Raw genomic sequence first — 22,997 nt, forward strand, 5'->3', positions numbered from 1 at the left:
CCCCGATCCCGTGCCCACCGCGCCGGGCCTCGTGTCCGCCGGGAACGGTGCCGTGCCCGCGGGCGGGCGCCCGCTCCGCCCGGTCACCGGACCACCGGCCGCATGTGCTCGGGCCAGTCCCGGCCGGGGTGCGTCGTCCCGCAGTGCGGGCAGGTGCGGTCGCCGTCGTAGAACGCCTGGAAGACGGGGGGCAGGTCCTCGACGATCGACTCCAGCTGCAGCTCGGCGCGGTGGACGCGCCGGTGGCAGTTCACGCAGTACCACTCGAAGGCGTCCAGCTCGCCGCTGGGCCGGGCGTACTCCACGACCAGGCCGATCGAGCCGGGCACCGGGCGCTGCGGGGAGTGCCGCACGTGCGGCGGCAGCAGGAATACGTCGCCCTCGCGGATCTGCACGTCCACCGGGGGCCTGCCCTCCTCCTCCATCACGCGCAGCACCATGTCGCCCTTGAGCTGGTAGAAGAACTCCTCGATCGGGTCGTCGTGGAAGTCGGTGCGCTGGTTGGGCCCGCCCACGATGGTGACCATCAGGTCGGCGTCCTTCCAGATCTGCACGTTGCCGACGGGCGGCCGGAGCAGGTCCTGGTGCTCGTCGATCCACTTCTGGAGGTTGAAGGGCGGCATCATGGTGCGCTCCTTTGCGGGATGTGGGCGATGCAGGAGATCTCGATGAGCAGGTGCGGGTGCGGGAGCTGGTGGACCGCGACGGTGGTGCGGGCCGGGCCGTTCTCGTCGAAGTACTCCCCGTAGACCTCGTTGTAGCCGCCGAAGTCGTTCATGTTGACCAGGTAGGCCGTCACGCTGACCACGTCCCGCAGGTCCCCGCCCGCCGCGGCGAGCAGGTCGCGGATGTTGTCGATGACCGCCCTGGTCTGCAGGCGGATGTCCAGGTCGGTGGTGCCCATCGCGTCGGCCTTCGCCCCGGCGAAGGTGCCGTCGGGGCGGCGGGAGCTGGTGCCCGAGACGAACACGAGGTCACCGGCCCGCCTGACGTGCGGGAACCTGCCGCGCGGCGCGGCCTTGCCCGGGACCAGCAGCGCGTCGCCGGCCGTACTCTCGTTCACCGTATCCTCGTCCTTCTCGTCCGTTCTGTCGGGGCTCACCGGGTGGTCACCTCCACGTGGCCGAGGCCGGCGCCGCTGACCCGGACGTGGGCGCCGGCCGGGAGGGGCACGGCCGCGGTGGCCGCGCCGGCGAGGACGACCCAGCCCGGCTGCAGCTCGATCCCGGCGGCGTGGGCCAGCCGCGCGGCGGCGGTCAGCGACCGCACCGGGTCGCCGAGGATCGCCGCCGACGACCCGCTCGCCACGGGGCGGCCGTCCACCTCCAGCAGCAGGCCGATGTTGCCGACGTCGCGCGGGGAGTGCCAGGGACCGAGGCCGAAGCCGCAGGCCGAGGCGTTGTCCGCGATGACGTCCTCCAGGGTGAAGCTGAAGTTCTCGTAGCGGGAGTCGAGCACCTCGTAGCCCACGGCGACGGCGCCGACGGCGGCGGCCGCGTCGGCGGGGTTGCGCACCGGCCGGTCGAGCAGGAACGCGATCTCCGGTTCGACGCGCGGGTGGATCAGGCCGGAGGTGTCGAGGTGCGACTCGACGAGCATGGCGTCGGTGAGCAGGCCCCAGATGACGTCGTCCACGCCCATCTGGACCATCTTGGCGCGGCTGGTGAAGCCCATCTTGACCCCGATGAGGGTTTCGCCGCGCTCGCGGCGCCGTTCGATCACCGCCCGCTGCACCTCGTAGGCGGCGGGCACGTCCAGCGCGGCCCGGTCGGTGAGCCGGGGCACCGCCCGGCCGGTCAGCGCGGCCTCGTCCAGGATCTCCGCGAGCCGGTTCATGCCCTCTCCTCCGTCTCCTCGGGGGCGAACGCGGCCCGCACGTCGCCGAGCCCGTCGATGCGGGCCTCCAGCACGTCGCCCGGCGCGACCGGGACGACGGGCCCGAGTGCCCCGGTCAGCACGGTGTCCCCGGCGCGGAGCGGGCTGCCGAGCCGGGCCAGCGTGTCGGCCAGCCACACCGCCGCGTGCAGCGGGTGGCCCAGGCAGGCCGCGCCGACGCCGGTCGAGACCTGCTCGCCCCGCCGTTCGACGACCATCCCCGCCAGCCGCAGGTCGACGTCGCCGAGCGCCACCGGGCGGGTGCCGAGGACGTACACGCCCGCGGAGGCGTTGTCGGCGACGGTGTCGGCCAGGGTGATGTCCCAGTCGCGGACGCGGCTGCCGACCACCTCGATCGCGGGCAGCGCGAAGGCCGTCGCGCGGATCACGTCGGCGACCGTGTGCCGCTCGTGCGTCAGGTCACGCTCCAGGACGAGCGCGACCTCCGCCTCGGCGCGGGGCTGCAGGACGGCCCCGGCCGGGATCTCCTCGCCGTCGGGCACGGCCATGTCGGCGAACAGCACCCCGAAGTCCGGGGAGTCCACGCCGAGCTGGCGCTGCACCGCCCTGCTGGTCAGCCCGATCTTGCGGCCGACCGGGCGCCGGCCCTCGGCCAGCCACCGCTCGGTGAGCAGGCTCTGCACGGCGTAGGCGGACTCCACGTCGCCGACCAGGTCGCGCACCGGCTCGCACGGGCGGCCGGAGGCGTGGGCCTCCAGCAGCCGGGCCGCGGCGGCCCGCCGTGCCGTCTCCCGCTCCTCTGTCACGGACGAACTCACAGTCACGGACGACCTCATATCTTCACGCACACGTTGACGGGCTCGGAGAAGAAGTCGAGTGAGTACTCGCCTCCCTCGCGCCCGATGCCGGACGCCTTCACCCCGCCGAAGGGGGTGCGCAGGTCCCGCAGGTTCCAGCAGTTGACCCAGACGATGCCGGCCTCGACGCGCGGCGCCACCCGGTGGGCGCGCGACAGGTCGGTGGTCCACACCGTGGCGGCCAGGCCGTACGGGCTGTCGTTGGCCAGCCGGACCGCCTCGTCCTCGTCGTCGAACGGCGCGACGTGGCAGACGGGCCCGAAGATCTCCTCGCGGACCACGCGGGAGCTCTCCGGCAGGCCGGTCAGGACGGTCGGCTCGACGTGGAAGCCGCCGTCGCGCTCGTCGCCGAAGCGGGGCACGCCGCCGCCGGCGACGATCGTGGCGCCCTCCCCGGCGGCGAGGCGGTAGTAGGAGAGCACCTTGTCGCGGTGCTCCGCCGAGATCATGGGGCCGTAGCCGGTCAGCGCCCGCGTCCGCTCGCCCAGGGCGCGCACGAACTCCTCGAAGACGGGTCGCTGCACGTAGACGCGCTCGGTGCACAGGCAGATCTGGCCGGAGTGGGTGAAGGCGGAGCGTACGGTCCCCTCGACCGCCTCCGTCAGGTCGGCGTCGGCGAAGACCAGCGCCGGGTTCTTGCCGCCGAGTTCGAAGGAGACCGGCGTGACGTGGTCGGCGGCGGCGCGCATGATGGCGGCCCCGGTGGCCGACGCGCCGGTGAAGGCGATCGCGTCGATGCCGGCGTGCGAGGTGAGGTACTCCCCCGCCGCGCCCGCGCCGTGGCCGTGGACCAGGTTGAAGGCGCCGGGCGGGAGTCCCGCCGCGTCGATCACCTCGGCGAGCAGGGTGGCGGTGGACGGGGTCTCCTCCGACGGCTTGGCGACGACCGCGTTGCCGGCGGCGAGCGCGGGCGCGACCTTCCAGGTGAGCAGCAGCAGCGGCAGGTTCCACGGCGAGACGACGGCGACCACGCCGAGCGGGCGGCGGACCGTGTAGTTCAGTGCCTGACCGCTGCCGCTCCACCCCGGGACGCGGGTCTGGTAGGCCCGTTCCGGGCGGCCGTAGGCCAGGTCGGCGTAGGCGCGGAAGTTGCCGACCGCGCGCGGGATGTCCACCGTCGCGGCGAGTTCGCGCGGCTTTCCGGTGTCCGCGGTCTCGGCGTCGACGAACTCGTCGAACCGGGCCTCGATGCCGTCGGCGATCCGGCGCAGGAACGCACACCGCTCCTCGACGCTCGTCCGCCCCCAGTCGCCGTCGAGGGCCGACCGGGCGGCGTTCACCGCCGCGTCGACGGTCTCACGCGACGCTTCGGGGACGGCTCCCACCTGGCGTCCGTCGACGGGCGAGACGAGCGGGAAGGCCGCCCCCTCCGTCGAGAAGGCGCCGTTGACGTAGTGCGCGGGCTTCATGGCGGCCATTGTGCTGCCGGTCAGACATAACAGTCCAATACCTCTATCCGGCCTTGATATACCATCTCGGTCATATGACGAGACGCATATACCTGGCGCGCATACCGGTATTCGCCCCGGCATAGCACCTGGATGCATCCTCATCGGTACTCCCCGACCGGAAGGCACAGGTGTGATGGACACAGACCGCCGCCAGGCCGCACGCCGCGTCTCGTGGGCGGCCTTCATCGGCACGACCATCGAGTGGTACGACTTCTTCCTCTACGGCACGGCCGCCGCGCTCATCTTCAGCAAACAGTTCTTCCCGGCGATGGACCCGGTCGCCGGGTCCATCGCGGCGTTCGGCACCATGACCGTCGGGTTCCTCGCCCGGCCGCTCGGCGGCGTCATCTTCGGCCACTTCGGCGACCGGATCGGGCGGCGCAACACCCTCGTCGTCTCGTTGATGATCATGGGTCTGGGGACCACGCTGATCGGCCTGCTGCCGACGTACTCCAGCATCGGCATCTGGGCCGCCGTCCTGCTGGTGGTGATGCGCATCGCCCAGGGCGTCGGGCTCGGCGGCGAGCTGGGCGGGGCCGTGGTGCTGACCATGGAGCACGCCCCGAAGGGCCGCCGCGGCCTCTTCGGCGCCTTCCCCATGATGGGCACGCCCGCGGGCATGCTCTGCGCCAACCTCGTCTTCCTCGGCACCTCCTCGCTCCTCGGCGAGGAGAGCTTCACCGCCTGGGGCTGGCGGGTGCCGTTCCTGCTCAGCGTCGTGCTGGTGGGGATCGGCCTCTACCTGCGGCTGCGCATCGAGGAGAGCCCCGACTACGCGAACCTCGTCGAGCGCCGCAAGCCGGTGCGCCTGCCGGTCGCGATCGTGCTGCGCGACCACTGGCGCCAGGTGCTCCACACGATCGGCGTGATCGTCGGCAACAGCTCGGTGGCCTACATCTTCATGGTCTACATCCTCAACTACGGCGAGGCCGAGGTCGGACTGTCCCGCACCTTCCTGCTGACCTGCGTGATCGGCGGCGCCGCCGTGTGGCTGGCCACCGCGCCGCTGTGGGCGCACCTCGGCGACCGGCACGGCCTGCGAGCGCTCTTCAGCTGGGGCTCGGTGGTCCTGCTGGCCGGCACCGTGGCGTTCCTGCCGATCGTCAACACGGGGAACACCACCCTCATCGCGGTGTTCATGGTGGCGATGGGCGCCGTGCTGGCGGTGACCCACGCGCCCCAGGGCACGCTCACCGCCGGGTTCTTCCCGGTGGCCATCCGCTACTCCGGCACCTCCGTCGCCTACCAGCTCGCCTCGCTGCTGGGCGGTGGCATCACGCCGCTGATCGCCGCCTCGCTCTTCGCCGCCACGGGGACCTCGCTGTCCATCACCGGCTATCTGACCGCCGTGACCGTCATCAGCCTGGTCTCCGCCCTGGTGATCCCCCGCAACGACGCCGAGCGCCTGGACGGTCCCCTTCCGGCGGGCGACGACCGCCCCGCCGCGGCCGGTATAACGAAATGAGCCGGTTCCGCGGAAGCATATGATGTGGCGGTGATATCGCGCCCGCTGGACCTGCTGAGCGGCCGGCTCAAGCTCAGGCACCTGGTGCTCGTGACGACCATCGCCGAGCAGGGCAGCGTCCTGCGCGCCGCCGAGCGCCTCCACCTGGCGCAGCCCGCCGTGACGCGCGGACTGCGGGAGGTGGAGCACATCCTCGGGGTGGAGCTGTTCACCCGCGGGCCCCGCGGTGTCACCCCCACCCTCTTCGGCGAGGCGTTCATCGACCACGCGCGCGCCGTACAGGCCGAGCTACGCCGGGCGGGGGACCGGATCGCCGGTCTCGCCGACGGCGAGACCGGCACCGTCACCGTCGGCACCCTGCTGGCCGCCACCAACGTGCTGCTGCCGCGCTCCATCGCCTCTCTCAAGGCCGAGCGGCCGGGCGTCACCGTGGTCATCCGGGAGGGCACCTTCGACTCGCTCGTCCCCCGCCTGATCGACGGGGAGACCGACCTCATCCTCGGCCGGCTCAACCCCATCGACGACCGGCCGAGCCTGCAGCAGATCCCCCTGTACAACGAGCCCACCCTGCTGGTCGCCCGCGCCGGGCACCCCGCCGAGAGGGCGACCACCCTGCCGGAGCTGCTCGACTACCCCTGGATCCTCCCGCTGGAGCAGACCGCGCTGAAACACGAGCTGGAGCAGGTGTTCCACCGTCAGGGGCTGCCGCTGCCGCGCAACCGGGTCGAATGCACCTCCATGCCGACGATCCGCTCACTGCTCCTGCAGGCCGACATGATCGCCGCGCTTCCCGCGCTGGTCGTCAGGACCGACGACCGGCTCATGGAGCTGCCGGTGCCGCTGACGTCCGTACGGCGCTCGGTCGGCGTGACGCTCCCCGAGGCCCGCGCCCTCACCCCCGCGGCCAAGATCATGCTCGACCACCTGCGCCACCAGGCGGAGGCCCTCCGCCGTGAACTGCCCGCCGACCCCCCGGAGCTCCCGGCGGGGGCGTGAGAGTCCCGGCCTCCCCAGCCCCGAAGACCTCCCCGGTCACGGCCGCGAACAGGCCGGCGACGTCGGCGGCGAAGACCGCCCTCGGCACCCCGAGGCGGCGCAGGGCCGAGCCGTGGTCCCAGACGACGACGGCGCACGCGCCGAGCATCAGCGTCCACCAGGCCGGGCGCACGCCCGCCCGGACCACCGCGGGCAGCGGCCGGAACGACTCCCGCAGCCGGTCGCGGTGGAACGGCACGTGGCGGCGCTCGTCGGCCAGGATCCGCCCGGCCACCTCCGAGGCCAGCCGGTCCCCGCTCCCGTCCCGCACCGCCCGGTAGTAACGGAGGGCGATCACCTCCGCGACCATCAGCACCATCAGCTCCAGCCGGAGCCCCAGCACGCGGCGCAGCCGTACGAAGACGGCGTCGCTCCAGTGGCCGGCGATGGTCGGGGCACCCGCGGCGGCGAGCAACGCCGCCAGCATCCGCGCGTGGTTCCGCTCCTCGGCGACGAACAGGCGCACCGCCTCGGCGTACACCTCGTCGCCCGCCTCGGCCGCCTTGGCCATCAGGTTCGAGCCGTCGCCGTCCTCGCCGACCTGGAAGCGCTGCAGGCTGCGCAGCACCCGCCGGTCCAGGCGCGCGCCCCGGGCCCAGCCGGGGTCGCCGTCACACTCGCGGCGTACGGCCTCGGCCCGGAAATCCCGCAGCCACTCCTCGAACCCCGGCCTGTCTCCGGCATCTCGCATGCACCGCAATCTAGGCCGGACATGTGCAGAAACGACGCCCCTCAGGTGAAGAGTCCGACAAGGGCCCCTGCCGGAAAGTGGCGACGACCTGACATGTCAGCTGTCCGCCAGGCGCGGTCGTAGCGCCGCCGCCTCCCCCTTGTGAAGCTTTGTTCTGCCGGCGCCGACCCACCTGCCGGCAGAAGGAGAACCCCCCGATGCAAGTCAGACGTAGAACGGCACTCCTCAGCGTCCTTGTCGCGACCACGCTCGCCGCCGCCGGCACCGGCGGCGCGTACGGCGACTCACCGGCCCCCGTCCCGGGGGTCACCGGCATACCGGCGTCGTCGACCACCACCGCGCGGGTCACCCTCATCACCGGTGACCAGGTCACCGTGACCGGCCAGGCGGGCAAGCCCGTCTCGGTCAACGTGACCCCGTACAACCGCTCGGCCGCCGACATCCTCACCTTCACGGTCGGCACCGACGTGTACGTGATGCCGAGGGAGGCCGAGGCGCTCATCGGCTCCGGCCAGGTCGACAAACGGCTGTTCAACGTCACCCAGCTGATCGCCCAGGGCTACGACGACGCGCGCAGCGCGTCGATCCCGCTGATCGTGCGGTACTCGGAGCAGGCCGCCAAGAGGTCCGCCGCGCCGAGCGCACCCGACGGCGGCCGGATCACGCGGAACCTGCCCGGCGTCCGCGGAGCGGCCATCACCGCGGACAAGAAGCAGGGCGGCAGGTTCTGGGAGGCCGTCGACGACGACACCGCCGAGGCGGGCACTCCCAAGGCCCGGCTCACCGGCGGCATCCAGCACCTCTGGCTGGACGGCAAGGCGAAGCTGCTGCTCGACAAGAGCGTGCCGCAGATCGGCGCGCCCGGCGCCTGGGCCGCCGGGTACGACGGCACCGGGGTCAAGGTCGCGGTGCTGGACACCGGTGTGGACCCCGGCCACCCCGACCTCGCCGGCAAGATCGCCGAAAGCCGCAGCTTCGTCCCCGGTGAGGAGGTGAAGGACGACCACGGCCACGGTACCCACGTCGCCTCCACGATCGCCGGCTCCGGCGCGGCGTCCGGTGGCAAGTACAAGGGCGTGGCGCCCGGCGCCACGCTTCTCGTGGGCAAGGTGCTCACCGGCGACGGCGGCATGGAGTCGTGGATCCTGGAGGGGATGACCTGGGCCGCCCACTCGGGCGCGAAGGTCGTCTCGATGAGCCTCGGCGGCCAGGAAGGCGCCGACGGCACCGACCCGCTGGCGATGGCGGTCAACCAGCTGACCGCCGAGACCGGCGCGCTGTTCACCATCGCCGCGGGGAACAGCGGACCGAGGGCGACCACGGTGGGCTCGCCCGGCGTCGCCGACGCGGCCCTGACCGTCGGCGCGGTCGACTCCGCCGACGAGGTCACCTCCTTCTCCAGCCGCGGCCCCCGCGGGGGCGACGGCGCCCTCAAGCCGGAGATCACCGCCCCCGGCTTCCAGATCGTCGCGGCTCGCGCGACCGGAACCTCCATGGGCACGCCGGTGGGCGAGAGCTACACCGCCGCGAGCGGCACCTCCATGGCCACGCCGCACGTGGCCGGAGCCGCCGCGCTCCTCGCCCAGGCGCACCCGGACTGGACCGCCCCGCGGCTGAAGAGCCAGCTCGTCAGCACGGCGAAGACCACGGCCGGCACGCCGGTGCACTCCCAGGGCGCCGGTCGCGTCGACGTGGACCGCGCCGTCCGGCAGTCGGTCTCCGGACCGGGCACGGTCGACTTCCGCCTCGCGGACTGGGACTCCGACCGCCCGGCCACCAAGCAGATCGGCTACGTCAACGACGGCGACCAGCCGGTCACCCTCACGCTGTCGGCCAAGGGGGCGGGCGAGGACCTGCCGGCCAAGGCGCTGAGCCTCGGCGCCGAAACGGTGACCGTGCCGGCTCACGGCACCGCCTCGGTGGACGTCACCGTCAACACCGCCGCCGCGGCCGCGGGGGCGCACGGCGCGCACGTCACCGCCGCCTCGGCCGACGGTCAGACGGTCGTGACGACGGCGGTCGGCTTCGTCAGGGACGTGGAGCGCTTCAACGTCACCCTCAAGGTGCTCGACCGGGACGGCAAGCCGTCGACCGGCGTCGTGAACGTACGTGACTTCAACCTCGGAACGCTGCAGCTGCCGGACGAGTACGCCGTCGGGGAGGACGGCACCCTCGCGTTGCGGCTGCCTCGCGGCGAGCACGCCTTCCAGGCGGAGATCCTCCACTACAGCGCCGAGTGGAACCGCGTCTGGGAGTACACCTACGCCGTGGAGCCGGGCACCCTCATCGACTCCGACCGGACCATCGTCTTCGACGGCGGCAAGGCCGGCCCGGTCACCATCGACACCCCGAAGCCGAACCAGACGGACCGGATCCGGCTGGGCCTGACGGTCCGGGACTCGACCGACACGAACTCGTACGGCCTCGAGCAGTGGCTGAACGGCGAGACGAAGGTGTACTCCGTCCCGTCGCGGAACAACAGCCACTTCGAGTCGCGCGTCGCCTGGTCCCTCAGCGCGCCGGAGCTCCAGGCGCGGGCCATCGGCTCCGGTGGAGGGCAGATCGATGCGGCGTACATCCGGGGCTGGGTCGGCTCGGCCCGCATCGACGGCACGCGGGTACTGCCGGTGGTGAACGCCGGCACCGGCCTGCCCCAGGACTACGCCGGACGGACCGCGCGGGGTGGCCTGGCACTGGTGAAGCGCAGCGCCGCCCTCACTCCGCAGCAGCAGATCGGCAATGCCGCGGCGGCCGGCGCCGGCGCGATCATCATCTACAACGACAAGCCCGGCGACTGGGGTCTCGACTTCTGGGCCGCGCAGTCGGCGACCGCGATCCCGGCGATGACCCTCTCGGGCGCGCAGGGCGCCCGGCTGGCGGAGTCGGCGGCCCGTGGCGGGGCCAAGGTCCAGCTCAAGGGGACGGCGACGAGCCCGTACTCCTACGAGCTGCTCAAGTACCGGCGAGGCGGCCTCCCCGCGGACCAGCGGTACCGGGTGCGCGCCGACGAGCTCGCCACGGTCGAGTCGTCCTTCCACGCCTCGGCGCCCGGCACCGAGGGCGGGTACTTCCGGTTGCTGGCCTCGCCGATGCAGATCTCGGCGCCCAGCGTCTTCAACCGGGTCGTCATGCCGCGGTCCGTCACCGAGTTCGTCACGGCCGACGTGAGCACATGGGAGTCGATGCAGGTCGGCCCGGTTTGGCGGGCCGGTGAGGCCTCGCAGCTCACCACGCCGGTGGTGCTCAGGGCCGGCCAGCGGGTCTCCCGCGACTGGAACGGGGCGGTGGTCCGTACGGCGCTGCCGAGTGAGTTGGACCAGGCGGCCGTCCGGGTCGGCGACACCGGCGTGATCTTCGCGAGCGGGTTGCTCGACACGGCGCCCGGCCAGGGGATCACCCGTCGCGCCTTCTCCGACAAGGAGCTGGCCACGGTGTACCGGAACGGCGAGCTGCTCGGGTCCGCGCCTTCGGCGGCCGTCGCCTTCCCGATGACGCCGGAGCGCGCCGAGTACCGGGTGGTGACCGACGCGCAGCGGGACCAGCCGTGGTGGACCACCTCCACCAAGGTGAACACCGACTGGAGGTTCCGCTCCGAGAAGACCGGCGACTCGGCGCTGCTGCCGGTCCTGTCGATCGACTACGACCTCGACGTCGACCTGGCCAACAGCGTCCCGGCGAACTCCGCGACCCGGGTGGGGCTCGGCCTGCGGTACCCGAAGGGCAAGGACGGCCTGCGGATCACCGAGGCGAAGCTGTGGGCCTCCTACGACGACGGCGCCACCTGGCAGGAGATGAGGCTCGCCGCCAAGGGTGACGCCGCCTTCACCGGCACGATCAATAAGCCCGCGTCCGTGAAGGCGGGCGAGTTCGTCTCGCTGCGGGCGCAGGCCACCGACGCCGACGGCAACACCGTCCTGCAGACCGTGACCCGCGCGTACCGGCTGCGGCACTGACCCGACGGGCCGGGGCGCCTCCGTCCGCACGGCGGACGGGGCGCCCCGGCACCGTCCGGCTCACCTCACGAGGGGATCACGCCGGACCGGGCGGCGTACCAGGCGAGCTGCATGCGGCTGTCGGCTCCGGCCAGCTCCATCAGCCGGCGGATCCTGCGTTGCACGGTGCGTTCGCTGGTGCCGAGCCGGCTGGCCACCGTCTTGTCCGGCATGCCGGACAGCAGATACGTCAGCAGCGTCACGTCGACGTCGTCCCAGGCGGAGACCCCCTCGGTCACACTCGTCGCGGTGAGCCGCAACGGCGTCGCGACCTGCCAGACCCGCTCGAAGAGCGCCACCAGCAGGTGAACCAGGGCCTGACCCCGCACCAGGAGGAAGCCCGGCCGGACGCTCGTCTGGTCGGGCAGCATCGGCAGCAGCACCGACTCCCGGTCCACGATGATCATCTTGCTGGGCAGCTCGGTGGCGACCCTGATCTCGTACCCGCCCTTGAGGAACCTGGCTATCTCGACGGGCGCCCGCGGATCGTCGAGGGCGGCGCGCTCGTACACGTACCGGTAGGTGGCCAGCGCGTTGGTGGAGTCGTCGAGGTTGACGCCGAGCACGTACGGGGGCCGGAAGAAGGCCAGCACCTCCTGCCTGGCGCCGCGCTCCATGTTGTGCAGCCAGGTGGAGAGCTGTTCCGGCGTGGTGAGCGCCTCTATCTCACCCGCGGACGAGACGGCCCCTTTCCGGTAGACCTCCACCAGCTCCGTCAGCCTGCCCTGAACCCGTTGCAGCGCGGCCTGCCGCTGCGCGATCAGCGTGCCGAGCCCGACGTCGGGCGGCACGACCACGTGCGACTCGCCGTCGTCGCGGGTGGCCAGACCGAGCTCGACGAGCCGGGCCACGGCGGCCGTCACGGCCGCCACCGGCACCTCCAGCGCCTCGGCCAGGTCGGAGACGGTCATCCGGCGGCGACGCAGGAGCTCGACGTAGACGGCCTCCTCCTGCTCGCTGATCCCCAGCCCGTTCAGCATCATTAATCACTTTCTGGCCCAACTGCAACATATGTCCCGGAGTTACTATGCCTCGCGACCGGCCCCGGGAACCATCCAGGTGATCAAGCAGCCGACGGGAGTGCGGCCGGGATCCGGCGCCCCATCCCCGACGGCCCGTTCCATCACTCGCGTGCGGGTACGCGGTGACGACGACCACCGCCACCGGCCGGCCGTACGGCTTCCACCGGGAAGGGCCCCACGTTCCTTCCGACCGGCGGCAACGGCTCCGGCACCGTCCGCTGAGCGGCGGCCGACCACCACGACCCACCCGGAGGTCATCCCGGCGGTGGATCGCTCGTGTGATCCACCGCTGCCGACCGGTCCTAACCTTGGCCCATGCCTGAGATGCCGTCACGGGTTGAGCTGCACCCGCTCACCCTCTCCGACCAGGACGAATTCTGCTCCCTCGTGCGGGCCAGCGCCGAGCTGCACCTGCCGTGGATGCAGCTGCCCGCGACCACGGATGACTTCCAAGCCTGGATGCGTCGCTTCGACGACGGCACCAACCTCGGTTTTCTGATCCGCGTCCGGGAGACCGGCGCCGCCGCCGGCATGGTGAACATCAACTCGATCATCCGGGGCCGCTACCAGGGCGCCTCACTCGGCTATGCGGCCTTCGCCCCGTCAGCGGGGCGGGGATACATGACCGAGGGACTCACCGCCGTCCTGCGGCACGCGTTCGACGACCTACGGCTCCACCGGCTGGAAGCCGGCATTCAGCCGGCCAACGAAGCCTCCCTCGCCCTGGCCCGGCGACTGGGCTTCCGTTACGAGGGGCTGTCGGCCGCCTACCTCTACATCGACGGGGCCTGGCGCGACCATGAGCGCTGGGCGATCACCGCACCGGCTCCCTGGACACCCGATCCGTCCCTTCCCAAGAGGTGAGAGCGCCCAACACCTCTTGCGCAACACGCCCCGGTGGTCGTTCCTCTGGGTTCGGGTACTCAGGCGGGATGGGTAGCCGTACTCAGGCGCGCGACCGGCCGGTGCCGGACCCTGGTGGCATGACCAAGCCAATCCAGCCCGCCATGACCGCCGCCTACTTCGCGCAGTGCGTCATCTCCTTCGGTGTGGCGCTCGGCAGCACGACGCTCGGCATCTTCTACCTGCCGGTCGGCGCCTGGGTCCGCGCCTTCCTCGCGGTCTCCGTGCTCTACACGGTGACGTCGGCCTTCGTCCTGGCCAGGTGCGTGCGCGACCGGCAGGAATTCGACAGCATGTCGAGCCGCGTCGACCAGGCCCGCCTGGACAAGCTGCTCTCCGAGCACGACCCCTACAAGGTCGACGCCATCTGAGCCGTCCCGCCGACTCCGGACCATCCGCCGACTCTGAGCAGCCCCGCCGGCTCTGAACCGTCCCGCCCTGAGCAGCCCCGCCGGACACCCCCACGTCTCGCCGGGCCCCTGCACTTCGGCGCCCCACGTCTCGCCGAGCCCGCCCTACGTCTCGTCGAGTCCCCGCTCGATCGCGTAACGGACGAGATCGACCCGGTTGTGGAGCTGGAGCTTGTTGAGGGTGTTCTGCACGTGGTTCTGCACGGTGCGGTGGCTGATCACCAGCCGTTCGGCGATCTGCCGGTAGGACAGGCCCTTGGCGACGAGGCGCAGCACCTCGGTCTCCCGGTCGGTGAGGCGCGGCTCGTCGCCCGCGGACCTGCGCGTCGCCAGGCGGCGGTACTCGCCGAGCACCAGCCCGGCCAGGCCGGGGGTGAAGACCGGCTCGCCCTCGGCCGTGCGCCGGACGGCGTCGAGGAACTCCTCGCGGCTCGCCGACTTGACCAGGTAGCCGGAGGCACCGGCCTTGACCGCCTCCAGCACGTCCTCGTGCTCGCCGCTCGCCGACAGCACCAGCACGCGGGGCGGGTGGTCGGACGCGGCCAGCCCCCTGGCCACCTCCACCCCGGGCAGGTCGGGCAGGCGCAGGTCGAGGACGACCACGTCGGGGCGTACGGCGGCGGCGACGCGGAGCGCCTGGCGGCCCTCGCCCGTGGTCGCCACCACCTCGTACCGGGCGTCCTCCAGGTCACGGGCGACCGCGTCCCGCCACATCGGATGATCGTCCACCACCATTACCCGCGGAACGCCGGCCATGCCGTAACTGTAAACCGGTCCGCGGCGCCGGTGCGCGCGCCCGTCCGGGCGCCGGGCGGCATGGCAGGCCCGGCCGTCCCGCCCGGCGCGAGCGCATACCCGGAGCATGCGCGCCTGTCAGGGCGCGCGCCTACCCGGAGGCGGGAACGGGGGCGGGGACGACCATCTCGACCTCGGTTCCCTGGCCGGGCACGGACGTGATGCCGACGGTGCCGCCGATGCCGGTGATCCGGCCCCGGATGGACTGCGCGACGCCGAGCCGGCCCTCCGCCTCGGCCTCGGAGAGGCGGCCCGGAAGGATGCCGGGGCCCTCGTCGCGCACCGTGACGGTCACCGAGACGCCGTCGTCCTCGGCGAGGACCCAGGCCCGCGCGTCGTCGCCGCAGTGCCTCCGGACGTTGTCGAGCGCCGCGCCCACGGCCGCGACGACCTCGCGGGCCTGGCCGGCGGGAAGGAGCAGCGGGGTCGCGGGCGCCGACACGGTGACCGTCCTCGTGGTGTACCGGCGCAGACCCGCCCCCACGTCCACGAGGCCCGAACCGTCCCGCCCGGTCGTGTCCGGGCCGCCGCGGACCATCTCGCGCAGTGCCGCCTCCTGCTCCCCGGCCAGCCGTCCCAGCTCGGCCGCCTCCCCGCCGATCTCCAGCCCGCGGCGTTGCACCAGCGCCAGGACCTGGAGGACGGAGTCGTGGATGCCGCGGGCGAGCCGCTCGCGCTCCCGGCCCGCGGCCTCCATCTCGACGGCCCGTTGCAGCCGCTCCTCCGCCTGCCGAGTGAGCCGGGTCACATGACCGAGGACGGTCCCGGCGAGTACCAGCAGCACGGCTCCGTTGACGGGGACGGAGACGTCGGCCGCGCCCAGGCCGCGCAGCCACAGGTCGCCCAGCGCCAGCACGACCGCCGCGAGTGCGCCGGCCCGCCGCCCGCCGTACACGGCCCAGGCGAGTACGGGCCCGGCGACCCAGGTCGCCGTGATCGGCAGCACGCCCGCCGGTCCGGCGCCGGTCTCCTGCACGTACGGCGAGGCCAGCATGCAGCCGAGGGTGACGACGACGTCCGCCACCAGCAGGGGACGGCTCCTCGCGGTCGAGTACGCGACGGTGGTGACGGCGGTCCAGACGGCCATCAGGCCGATGACCGACCAGCCCGCGACGGGATGCCGGTAGCCTCCGGCGCTCGCCAGCACAAGCGCGGCGTAGCCCAGGGACGCGACGCGGTAGACCGCGATGGCGCGCCAGAACGATCCCTCGATCCCCATACGGCCCCATGAGAGGTGATAGGCGCTGTTCCCGATGATCTGCTCATGATGCCCCACCGCCGCGGACGAGGGGCCGTCCACCGGAATCGCCGGTCCGGGCCGGGGCGTCGCCGTACGCGGCCGGTTCACGAGCCATGGGGAGGTCGTCCGTCCAGCGCGGAGGATGAGGGGACGACGAGGGGAAAAGGGGAGAACCTGCTCCCCGCCACTCCTAACGTATAGCGCACCTGGGGGCTTGCCACAAGACCCGGGTCATGGCGCAGAATCGTCCGCCGAGGCCGGGGCCTGGCCGCCGGCCAAGGCCGGGAACTGCGAAAACGGGGGGCACGGAATGCGTGTGTTGCTGTCGACGTACGGGTCGCGCGGGGACGTCGAACCGCTGGTGGGACTCGCGGTGCGGTTGCGGGAGCTCGGCGCGGAGGTGCGGATGTGCGCGCCGCCGGACGAGGAGTTCGCGACGCTGCTGGACGGCGCCGGTGTGCCGCTGGTGCCGTTCGGCCCGTCGGTGCGCGCGCTGGTGACCAGGGAGAGGCCGTCGGCGGCGGACCCGTTCAGGCTCGCGCCCGAGCTGGTCGCCGCGCGGTTCGGCACGCTCGCCGCGGCGGCCGAGGGGTGTGACGCGCTGGTGGCGACCGGCCTGATGCCGTCCGGCGCGCGGTCGGTGGCCGAGAACCTGGGCATCCACTACGTGTACGCGTGCTTCCAGCCGATCGAGCTGCCGTCGCCGCATCTCCCCCCGCCGCCGCGGCCGGGCCGGCCGTTCCCGCCGGACGTGACCGACAACCGGGTGCTGTGGGAGCTGGACGCCCAGAAGGTGAACGCGCTGTACGGCGAGGCGGAGAACACCCATCGGGCGGCGATCGGCCTGCCCCCGCTGGACAACGTCCGCGACCACGCCCTCACCGACCGTCCGTGGCTGGCGGCGGACCCGGTCCTGTGCCCGTTGCCGGAGACGCCGGATCTCGACGTGGTGCAGACCGGGGCGTGGATCCTGCCCGACGAACGTCCGCTCCCGGAGGAGCTGGAGGCGTTCCTGGACGCCGGCGCGCCGCCGGTGTACGTGGGCTTCGGCAGCATGCCCATGCGCGGCGTCTCGGTGGACGTCACCCGGGTGGCCGTCGAGGCGGTCCGCGCGCGGGGCCGCCGCGTACTGGTCGGGCGCGGCTGGGCCGGCCTGGCCCTGATCGACGACCTGGACGACTGCTTCGCCGTCGGCGAGGTCAACCACCAGGCGTTGTTCGGACGGGTGGCCGCCGTCGTGCACCACGGCGGCGCGGGCACGACGACGACGGCCGCCCGGGCCGGCGCTCCCCAGGTGGTGGTGCCCCAGATGGCGGACCAGCCGTACTGGGCCGCCCGGGTGGCCGAGCTGGGCGTCGGCGCGGCGCACGACGGCCCGGTTCCGACCTTCGAGTCCCTGTCGGCCGCGCTCAGGACCGTTCTGGCCCCCGAGACCGGCGAGCGGGCGAGGGCCGTGGCCGCCCAGGTCCGCGCCGACGGGGCGGAGGTGGCCGCGAGGCTGCTGCTCGACGCGGCCGGCCGGGAAAGGCGGCCCGTGCCCGCGTGAACCACGCCCGGATCACCGGGCCGGAACCCAGTACCCGGACACCCCGCCGCGCGTGACGGCCGCATACGACCACCAGATCGGAGCAGATACATGAAACCGCTGGCCACCAGCGCGTTCGACCTTCCCGGCCACCTCTCCCCCAAGGCCGACCCGGCGCTGATCGACGCCGACGAGAAGCACTTCGCGGCCATCGCCGAAAGCCTGGAGCAGACGATCGCCGATCTTTCCGACCGTCTCGACGCCGCGCGCAGGTCGCCCGGCGGCGGGGGCCGGCAGGCGCTGGAACGGGACCTGGAGATCCACCGGCTGTCCGCCCGCCTGCGCATGCTGCGCCGCTTCGGGCTGGACCTGTGCCTCGGGCGCATGGTCGGCGCGGACGACCCCGAGCCCGTGTACGTCGGACGGCTCGGCCTCACCGACCACGCGGGCCGGCGGCTGCTGCTCGACTGGCGCTCCCCCGCGGCCGAGCCGTTCTTCGGAGCCACCCACGCCAACCCGATGGGCCTGGCGAGCCGCCGCAGGTACCGCTGGACCCGCGGCCGGGTCAGCGACTACTGGGAGGAGGTGTTCACCCCGGACGGGCTCGAAGGGCACGCCGCGCTCGACGACCAGTCCGCCTTCATCGCCAGCCTGGGCGGCAACCGGTCGGCCCGGATGCGGGACGTGCTCGGCACCATCCAGGCCGACCAGGACGCCATCATCCGCGCGGGATCGCGTGGCGCCCTCGTCGTCGACGGCGGACCGGGCACGGGCAAGACCGTCGTCGCGCTGCACCGCTCCGCCTACCTCCTCTACTCCGATCCCCGCCTCGGTCACGATCGGGGCGGCGTGCTGTTCGTCGGCCCGCACCAGCCGTACCTGGCCTACGTCGCCGACGTGCTGCCCAGCCTCGGAGAGGAGGGCGTGCAGACCTGCACGCTGCGGGACCTCGTCGCCGAGGGAGCGTCGGCGGCGGCCGAGACCGACCCGGAGGTGGCGCGCCTGAAGTCGTCCGCGGACCTGGTGAAGGCGATCGAGCCGGCCGTACGGTTCTACGAGAACCCGCCCGCCAAGGGGATGACGGTCACGACCCCCTGGGCCGACGTCCGGCTGAGCGCCGAGGACTGGGCCGAGGCGTTCGACGCGCCGGACCCCGGCACCCCGCACAACGAGGCGCGCGATGTGATCTGGGAGGAGCTGCTCACGATCCTGGTGGACAGGCACGACGACGACGTCTCGGCCGACCTCGTCCGCAGGGCGCTGACGCGGGACAGGGAGCTGCTCACGGTCTTCAACCGCGCGTGGCCGCTGATCGACGCGGCCGACCTCGTCGGGGACCTGTGGACGGTGCCCGCCTACCTGCGGCTGTGCGCCCCCTGGCTCAGCCCCGAGGACGTCCGCAGGTTGCAGCGCGGGGACGCCCAGGCGTGGACGGTGTCCGACCTGCCGCTCCTGGACGCGGCACGGCAGCGGCTCGGCGACCCGGAGACGTCACGGCGTAAGCGCCGGCGCGACGCCGCCGTCGCCGCCCAGCGGGAACGCATGGACCGGGTCGTCGACGACCTGATCGAGGCCGACGACTCCGAGATGCTGATGATGTCGATGCTGCGCGGGCAGGACCTGCAGGACGCCCTGGTCGACGAGGCCGCGCTGCCCGGAGCCGACCCGGACCTGCTCGCCGGCCCGTTCGCGCACATCGTCGTGGACGAGGCCCAGGAGCTCACCGACGCGGAGTGGCAGATGCTGCTGCTGCGCTGCCCGTCCCGGAGCTTCACCATCGTCGGGGACCGCGCCCAGGCCAGGCACGGGTTCACCGAGTCGTGGCGGGAACGGCTGGAACGGATCGGGCTCGACCGGATCAGCCTGGCGTCCCTGACCGTCAACTACCGGACGCCGGAGGAGGTCATGGCGGAGGCCGAGCCGGTCATCCGGGCCGCGCTCCCGGACGCCAATGTGCCGACCTCCATCCGCAGCGGCGGCGTCCCCGTCGCCCACGGACCCGCCTCGGAGCTGAACGCGATCCTCGACGCCTGGCTCGCCGAGCACGCCGACGGCATCGCCTGCGTCATCGGCGACCCCACGTTCCAGGCGACGTCCCGCGTCCGGTCGCTGACCCCGGAGCTGGCGAAGGGACTGGAGTTCGACCTGGTCGTCCTCGTCGATCCGGAGAGGTTCGGCGAGGGCATCGAGGGAGCGGTCGACCGCTATGTCGCGATGACCCGCGCGACCCAGCGCCTCGTCATCCTCACGAGCCCCTGACGTTCCGTTCCGGACGGCCGGCCGGTACGGAACGCGGGAAGACCCGCCGGCGGGTTCGCCGTCCGTCCGGGCGCGTTCAACGCGATGCGGCCCCTGTCAGGTGGGTCGGTCGGACCTGGCCGGGACGCCGTGTGAGCCGGTCGGACCGTGCTCCAGCAGCCGCTGCAGATCGGCGACGGGTTGGACCCCGGAGACCGGCGGGCGGCCGTCGATCACCAGGCTGGGCACGCCGGTGACGCCGTGCTCGACCGCGCGGCGCCGGTCGTCACGCATCTGTTCGGCGTAGTCGTCGCCGGCCAGGACGGCACGCACCTCGTCGCCGTCCAGCCCGGCCTCGATGCCCAGGCGCTGCAGGACCTGCGCGTCGGCCACGTTCAGCCCCTCGGTGTGGTAGCCGTGCAACAGCAGTTCCATCATCTGGTCGGCCCGGCCGCGGTCGGCGGCCAGCTTGACCAGCCGGTGCGCGTCGAAGGTGTTCACCGGGCGAGTCAGATGCAGGTTCAGCTCCAGGCCTTCCGCCGCGCCCAGCGACCGGATCCGGGCGATGCGGGCGGGCGCCTGCTCGCCCCACCAGCCGGCCATGGCCTCCGCCGCGGTCGGGCCGGGGATCCGGCCTTCGTCCGGGGCGAGTTCGTAGCCGCGCCAGATGATCTCGACGCGGTCGCGGTCGGCGTGCCGGGCCAATGCGGCCGTCAGCCGTCTTTTGCCGATGTAGCACCAGGGGCACAGCACATCGGCATATATCTCAAGCTTCATGAACGTCCTACCTAATGATCATGGCTGGTGGAGCGGGGTTCGCCTTACGCCGCGTGTCGAAGCCGTCGACGGTGTGGTCGAGGATCGAGCAAAAACCGGGATCCGTGTTCACGGACACATTCCTCAAGGTCGGATACGGGGGCAGGGCCCCGGCTGCCATCGTGCGACCTCGACCGCGGTTGAGGTCAAATTTTCCCCGGGCGGAGGCGCAGCCGGCCCCGCCCTGCTTCCGGAATGACGGCCGGGCGACGACCACCCTTGTCGCCCTCTGCCCCGGCGGTCTCCCGCGTGCCCGACCTCACGGGTCAGTACGACCGGTGCCCCGGCCGGGAAGGTTCGCCGGGTTGTGGCAGGGGGCGCCGGGCTCGCGGAAATCCGTTTCGAGCGTTGCCCCGGTGCCTCTACTGTGGCGCGGTGATGACTCAGGTGATCGTTGTCAACGGCGGCTCCAGCTCGGGAAAGTCCGGGATCATTCGGTGTCTGCAGGCGGTCCTGCCCGATCCGTGGCTGGCCGTCGGGACGGACACGCTGGTCGAGGCGATGCCGGCGTCCATGCAGGCGTCGGATGGCGGGATCGAGTTCGCTCCGGACGGAGAGGTGATCGTCGGCCCGGAGTTCCGGACGCTGGAAGCGGCCTGGATCGCGGGGGTCGCCGCGATGGCCCGTGCGGGCGCCCGGGTCATCGTCGACGAGGTCTTCCTCGGCGGGGCGTACTCACAGCAGCGATGGCGGAAAGCCCTGGGTGAGCTGCGGGTGCTGTGGGTCGGCGTCCGGTGTGACGCCGCGGTGGCCGCGGGCCGTGAGGTCGCACGAGGCGATCGGACCATCGGGATGGCCGCGTCCCAGGCGGAAGTGGTCCACCAGGGCGTGACCTACGACCTGGAGGTGGACACCACGCACGCGGAGGCGATGGAGTGCGCACGGACCATCGCCGCGCATGTCGAATGATCGACGGCCCGGCGGTGTGCTGCTGTGACCGCAGCACCGGGACGAGCCAGGCGGCGCCGGTAAGTCGACCGGGTCGTACGGATGCATGGCGACCAGGTGCTCTCCGACACGGGCCGCCCTCGTCGAGGAGCCGGGGCCCGGCGCCGCCGGCGGTGCACCGGCCTGCGGGGAGCCGCCGACCGGTCAGCGTTCGATGGGGATCCTCGGGTAGACGCCTCCGTTGGCCACCTCCATGGTGATGCTCGTACGGTCGTCAGGCGGGGCGGGATAGTAGACGTAGGCCCTGCTGGTCTCACCCGCGTCCAGGGCGGGCACGTAGTTCTCGACGAACTCCGTGTACATCTTGAGCGGGTGGTAGCGCGCCTTGGTGGCCGGATCGACGAGGATGAACGCGCCGAAATCAGAGCCGGCGGAGAACTGGTCGTCCCACCCGGAGAAGGGGATCGGGAACGGGACGAACAGACCGTCGTTGGCCTTGGTGATGTCGAAGGAGGCCACCACGTAGGCGCCGTCACGATAGAGCGGCAGCACGTCCACCTTGAGCTGGTCCACCTGGTTGTGGATCGACCAGGTGAAACCGGCCACCCGCGCTCCTGGATCGGCACGGAAGGGGGCCGGTGCCACGGTGGAGCCGCGTACCTGGTCGGCGGAGGGGCTCGTGGTGGTGGTCACGTCCGGGCCCTGCTGCTTGATGGAGTAGGAGATCTCCACGCGGCGGTTTCTGGCCCGCCCCGCGGGATTGTCGCTGCCGTCCTGCTTCTCGTTCCTGGCGATCGGCTCGCTCTCGCCCTTGCCTTCCGGTCTGTACTGGTAGCCGGTGCCGAGTCTGGCGGCCAGATACTCCTGCACCGCCTTGGCCCGCTTGACCGACAGCGTCTGGTTGTAACCGTCGTCGCCCTTGTCGTCGGTGTGACCGGTGATCGTGATGGGCGGTTTGGCGGGGTCGGCCCGTCGTCTGGTCTCCTCGACCACGTCATCGAGCACGGCTGCCGCCTTCGCGCTCAGACGCGCTTTGTCGAAGGCGAACAGCACGTCGGTGCGCAGGCCGATCGTCTCCTTGTCGCCCGCCTGCGTGGTGCTCCTCACCGGTGTCTCCACCAGTTCGTTCACGTCGGCGACGCCTGACCAGATCTCCCCGTTCGGCACGACGACAGGCCACTGGAACGTGTCGCCGGCCTTCGGCATGTCCGAGGAACCCCGCTCACGGGCGGTCGGCTCAGCGGCGCCGTCGGTGACCGGGATGCCGGTCATCGGGCCCATCGGCAGATCGGGCGCGATCGACATCGACTCGGCGGTGGCGGGAAGCGGCGGGAAGTAGACCTCGACCGGGTAGCGCACGCCCGGCACGAAGTCATCGGGATAGTCGGCACCGACCTGGTGGTTCCTGGTACCGAAGGCGTGGCCGTCGCTGTTGTTCTCGCGCAGGGTGAAGTACACCTTCCTGCCGACCGGGTCGAACAGCCTGAACCTGTCGAAGGAGGTCGTCAGATTGCCATAGCCGAAGTCGCCGGAGGTGTTGACGGTCGCCGTGGTCATGATCTCCATGCGTAGCACGGTCAGCTTGGCGTGCCGCTCGATGGCCTTCACCTCGATTCTGAACGGGTTGGCGCTGTAGAAACCGACCATGCCCTCGCTCACATGGCTTCCCGCTGCCGCGACCGGGGTGGAGGACGGCGCCGAAGGTGTGGCGCTGGAAGCGGCGGTGGAGGGCGGCGCCGAGGGGGTAGCGCTGGAAGCGGCGACCGGCGGGGTGCCGCGCACCGGCTGATCCTTCGGTCCGCATGCGCAGGCCAGGGTCGCCGTGACTACAAG

Annotated in this window: 20 protein-coding genes; 9 read left to right on the forward strand and 11 right to left on the reverse strand. The window is 72.3% G+C overall.

The window, feature by feature from the left end:
• Nucleotides 1-83: 83 nt before the first annotated feature.
• The 5 genes from ACQP10_RS25300 to ACQP10_RS25320 are packed head-to-tail and all read right to left on the reverse strand — an operon-like array spanning nt 84 to nt 4,102.
• Nucleotides 84-626, reverse strand: coding sequence for a 3-hydroxyanthranilate 3,4-dioxygenase (locus ACQP10_RS25300; protein WP_179827578.1), 543 nt, complete (start codon nt 624-626; stop codon nt 84-86).
• Nucleotides 623-1,063, reverse strand: coding sequence for a RidA family protein (locus ACQP10_RS25305; protein WP_346022724.1), 441 nt, complete (start codon nt 1,061-1,063; stop codon nt 623-625). Before ACQP10_RS25305 ends, ACQP10_RS25300 begins: the two co-directional genes overlap by 4 nt.
• Before the next feature lie 35 nt (nt 1,064-1,098).
• The gene (locus tag ACQP10_RS25310; protein ID WP_179827577.1) at nt 1,099-1,836 is read right to left on the reverse strand and encodes a 2-keto-4-pentenoate hydratase; all 738 of its coding nucleotides are present in this window, start codon (nt 1,834-1,836) and stop codon (nt 1,099-1,101) included.
• Complete coding sequence (locus ACQP10_RS25315) at nt 1,833-2,642, reverse strand: 2-keto-4-pentenoate hydratase (protein ID WP_312873608.1); 810 nt, start codon at nt 2,640-2,642, stop codon at nt 1,833-1,835. Before ACQP10_RS25315 ends, ACQP10_RS25310 begins: the two co-directional genes overlap by 4 nt.
• 26 nt (nt 2,643-2,668) lie before the next feature.
• Complete coding sequence (locus tag ACQP10_RS25320) at nt 2,669-4,102, reverse strand: 2-hydroxymuconic semialdehyde dehydrogenase (RefSeq protein WP_399499197.1); 1,434 nt, start codon at nt 4,100-4,102, stop codon at nt 2,669-2,671.
• Between the two features lie 175 nt (nt 4,103-4,277).
• On the opposite strand from ACQP10_RS25320, the gene ACQP10_RS25325 reads away from it, so the two are divergent.
• Together ACQP10_RS25325 and ACQP10_RS25330 are read left to right on the forward strand one after the other, a co-directional pair.
• Nucleotides 4,278-5,609, forward strand: a complete 1,332-nt coding sequence (locus tag ACQP10_RS25325; RefSeq protein ID WP_433539844.1) for an MFS transporter — start codon at nt 4,278-4,280, stop codon at nt 5,607-5,609.
• A 30-nt stretch (nt 5,610-5,639) separates the two neighbouring features.
• Complete coding sequence (locus tag ACQP10_RS25330) at nt 5,640-6,605, forward strand: LysR substrate-binding domain-containing protein (protein ID WP_346022726.1); 966 nt, start codon at nt 5,640-5,642, stop codon at nt 6,603-6,605.
• Here ACQP10_RS25330 and ACQP10_RS25335 read toward each other — a convergent pair.
• Complete coding sequence (locus ACQP10_RS25335; protein WP_399499198.1) at nt 6,520-7,335, reverse strand: ferritin-like domain-containing protein; 816 nt, start codon at nt 7,333-7,335, stop codon at nt 6,520-6,522. The two genes, ACQP10_RS25330 and ACQP10_RS25335, sit on opposite strands and share 86 nt — an antisense overlap.
• A 197-nt stretch (nt 7,336-7,532) precedes the next feature.
• Here ACQP10_RS25335 and ACQP10_RS25340 point away from each other — a divergent pair, with 197 nt between their 5' ends.
• Nucleotides 7,533-11,288, forward strand: a complete 3,756-nt coding sequence (locus ACQP10_RS25340) for a S8 family serine peptidase (protein WP_433539845.1) — start codon at nt 7,533-7,535, stop codon at nt 11,286-11,288.
• A gap of 65 nt (nt 11,289-11,353) precedes the next feature.
• Here ACQP10_RS25340 and ACQP10_RS25345 read toward each other — a convergent pair whose 3' ends face one another.
• Nucleotides 11,354-12,310 carry a helix-turn-helix domain-containing protein gene (locus ACQP10_RS25345; RefSeq protein ID WP_346022729.1) on the reverse strand — a complete coding sequence of 319 codons (957 nt, stop codon included), beginning with the start codon at nt 12,308-12,310 and terminating at the stop codon, nt 11,354-11,356.
• 354 nt (nt 12,311-12,664) lie between these two features.
• Between ACQP10_RS25345 and ACQP10_RS25350 the strand changes: the two genes are divergently transcribed.
• Together ACQP10_RS25350 and ACQP10_RS25355 are read left to right on the forward strand one after the other, a co-directional pair.
• Nucleotides 12,665-13,213 carry a GNAT family N-acetyltransferase gene (locus ACQP10_RS25350; RefSeq protein ID WP_346022730.1) on the forward strand — a complete coding sequence of 183 codons (549 nt, stop codon included), beginning with the start codon at nt 12,665-12,667 and terminating at the stop codon, nt 13,211-13,213.
• 119 nt (nt 13,214-13,332) lie between these two features.
• Nucleotides 13,333-13,623, forward strand: a complete 291-nt coding sequence (locus ACQP10_RS25355) for a YiaA/YiaB family inner membrane protein (protein ID WP_346022731.1) — start codon at nt 13,333-13,335, stop codon at nt 13,621-13,623.
• A 144-nt stretch (nt 13,624-13,767) separates the two neighbouring features.
• Here ACQP10_RS25355 and ACQP10_RS25360 read toward each other — a convergent pair whose 3' ends face one another.
• Together ACQP10_RS25360 and macS are read right to left on the reverse strand one after the other, a co-directional pair.
• A complete protein-coding gene (locus tag ACQP10_RS25360) occupies nt 13,768-14,418 on the reverse strand; it encodes a response regulator transcription factor (RefSeq protein WP_346022732.1) in 651 nt (216 codons plus the stop codon).
• Between the two features lie 130 nt (nt 14,419-14,548).
• Complete coding sequence (gene macS, locus ACQP10_RS25365; protein ID WP_346022733.1) at nt 14,549-15,676, reverse strand: MacS family sensor histidine kinase; 1,128 nt, start codon at nt 15,674-15,676, stop codon at nt 14,549-14,551.
• A gap of 331 nt (nt 15,677-16,007) precedes the next feature.
• Here macS and ACQP10_RS25370 point away from each other — a divergent pair, with 331 nt between their 5' ends.
• Together ACQP10_RS25370 and helR are read left to right on the forward strand one after the other, a co-directional pair.
• Nucleotides 16,008-17,243 carry a glycosyltransferase gene (locus ACQP10_RS25370; RefSeq protein ID WP_433539846.1) on the forward strand — a complete coding sequence of 412 codons (1,236 nt, stop codon included), beginning with the start codon at nt 16,008-16,010 and terminating at the stop codon, nt 17,241-17,243.
• A gap of 90 nt (nt 17,244-17,333) precedes the next feature.
• Nucleotides 17,334-19,481 (forward strand): RNA polymerase recycling motor ATPase HelR, encoded by a 2,148-nt coding sequence (gene helR / locus ACQP10_RS25375; RefSeq protein WP_433539847.1) that lies wholly within the window; start codon nt 17,334-17,336, stop codon nt 19,479-19,481.
• A 96-nt stretch (nt 19,482-19,577) separates the two neighbouring features.
• On the opposite strand, the gene ACQP10_RS25380 is transcribed toward helR, so the two are convergent.
• Complete coding sequence (locus ACQP10_RS25380) at nt 19,578-20,237, reverse strand: DsbA family oxidoreductase (protein ID WP_179827542.1); 660 nt, start codon at nt 20,235-20,237, stop codon at nt 19,578-19,580.
• Between the two features lie 417 nt (nt 20,238-20,654).
• Here ACQP10_RS25380 and cpt point away from each other — a divergent pair, with 417 nt between their 5' ends.
• On the forward strand, nt 20,655-21,185 hold the full coding sequence (cpt, locus tag ACQP10_RS25385) for a chloramphenicol phosphotransferase CPT (protein ID WP_179828801.1): 531 nt from the start codon (nt 20,655-20,657) through the stop codon (nt 21,183-21,185).
• Between the two features lie 183 nt (nt 21,186-21,368).
• Here cpt and ACQP10_RS25390 read toward each other — a convergent pair whose 3' ends face one another.
• Nucleotides 21,369-22,823, reverse strand: coding sequence for an OmpA family protein (locus ACQP10_RS25390; RefSeq protein ID WP_433539848.1), 1,455 nt, complete (start codon nt 22,821-22,823; stop codon nt 21,369-21,371).
• Between ACQP10_RS25390 and ACQP10_RS25395 the strand changes: the two genes are divergently transcribed.
• Entirely contained in the window at nt 22,810-22,953 is a 144-nt protein-coding gene (locus ACQP10_RS25395) for a hypothetical protein (protein WP_179827538.1), read from the forward strand. The two genes, ACQP10_RS25390 and ACQP10_RS25395, sit on opposite strands and share 14 nt — an antisense overlap.
• Nucleotides 22,954-22,997 lie beyond the last annotated feature (44 nt).

The organism is Streptosporangium sandarakinum (assembly GCF_050942225.1).
In the GTDB taxonomy this organism is placed as follows: Bacteria; Actinomycetota; Actinomycetes; order Streptosporangiales; family Streptosporangiaceae; genus Streptosporangium; species Streptosporangium nondiastaticum.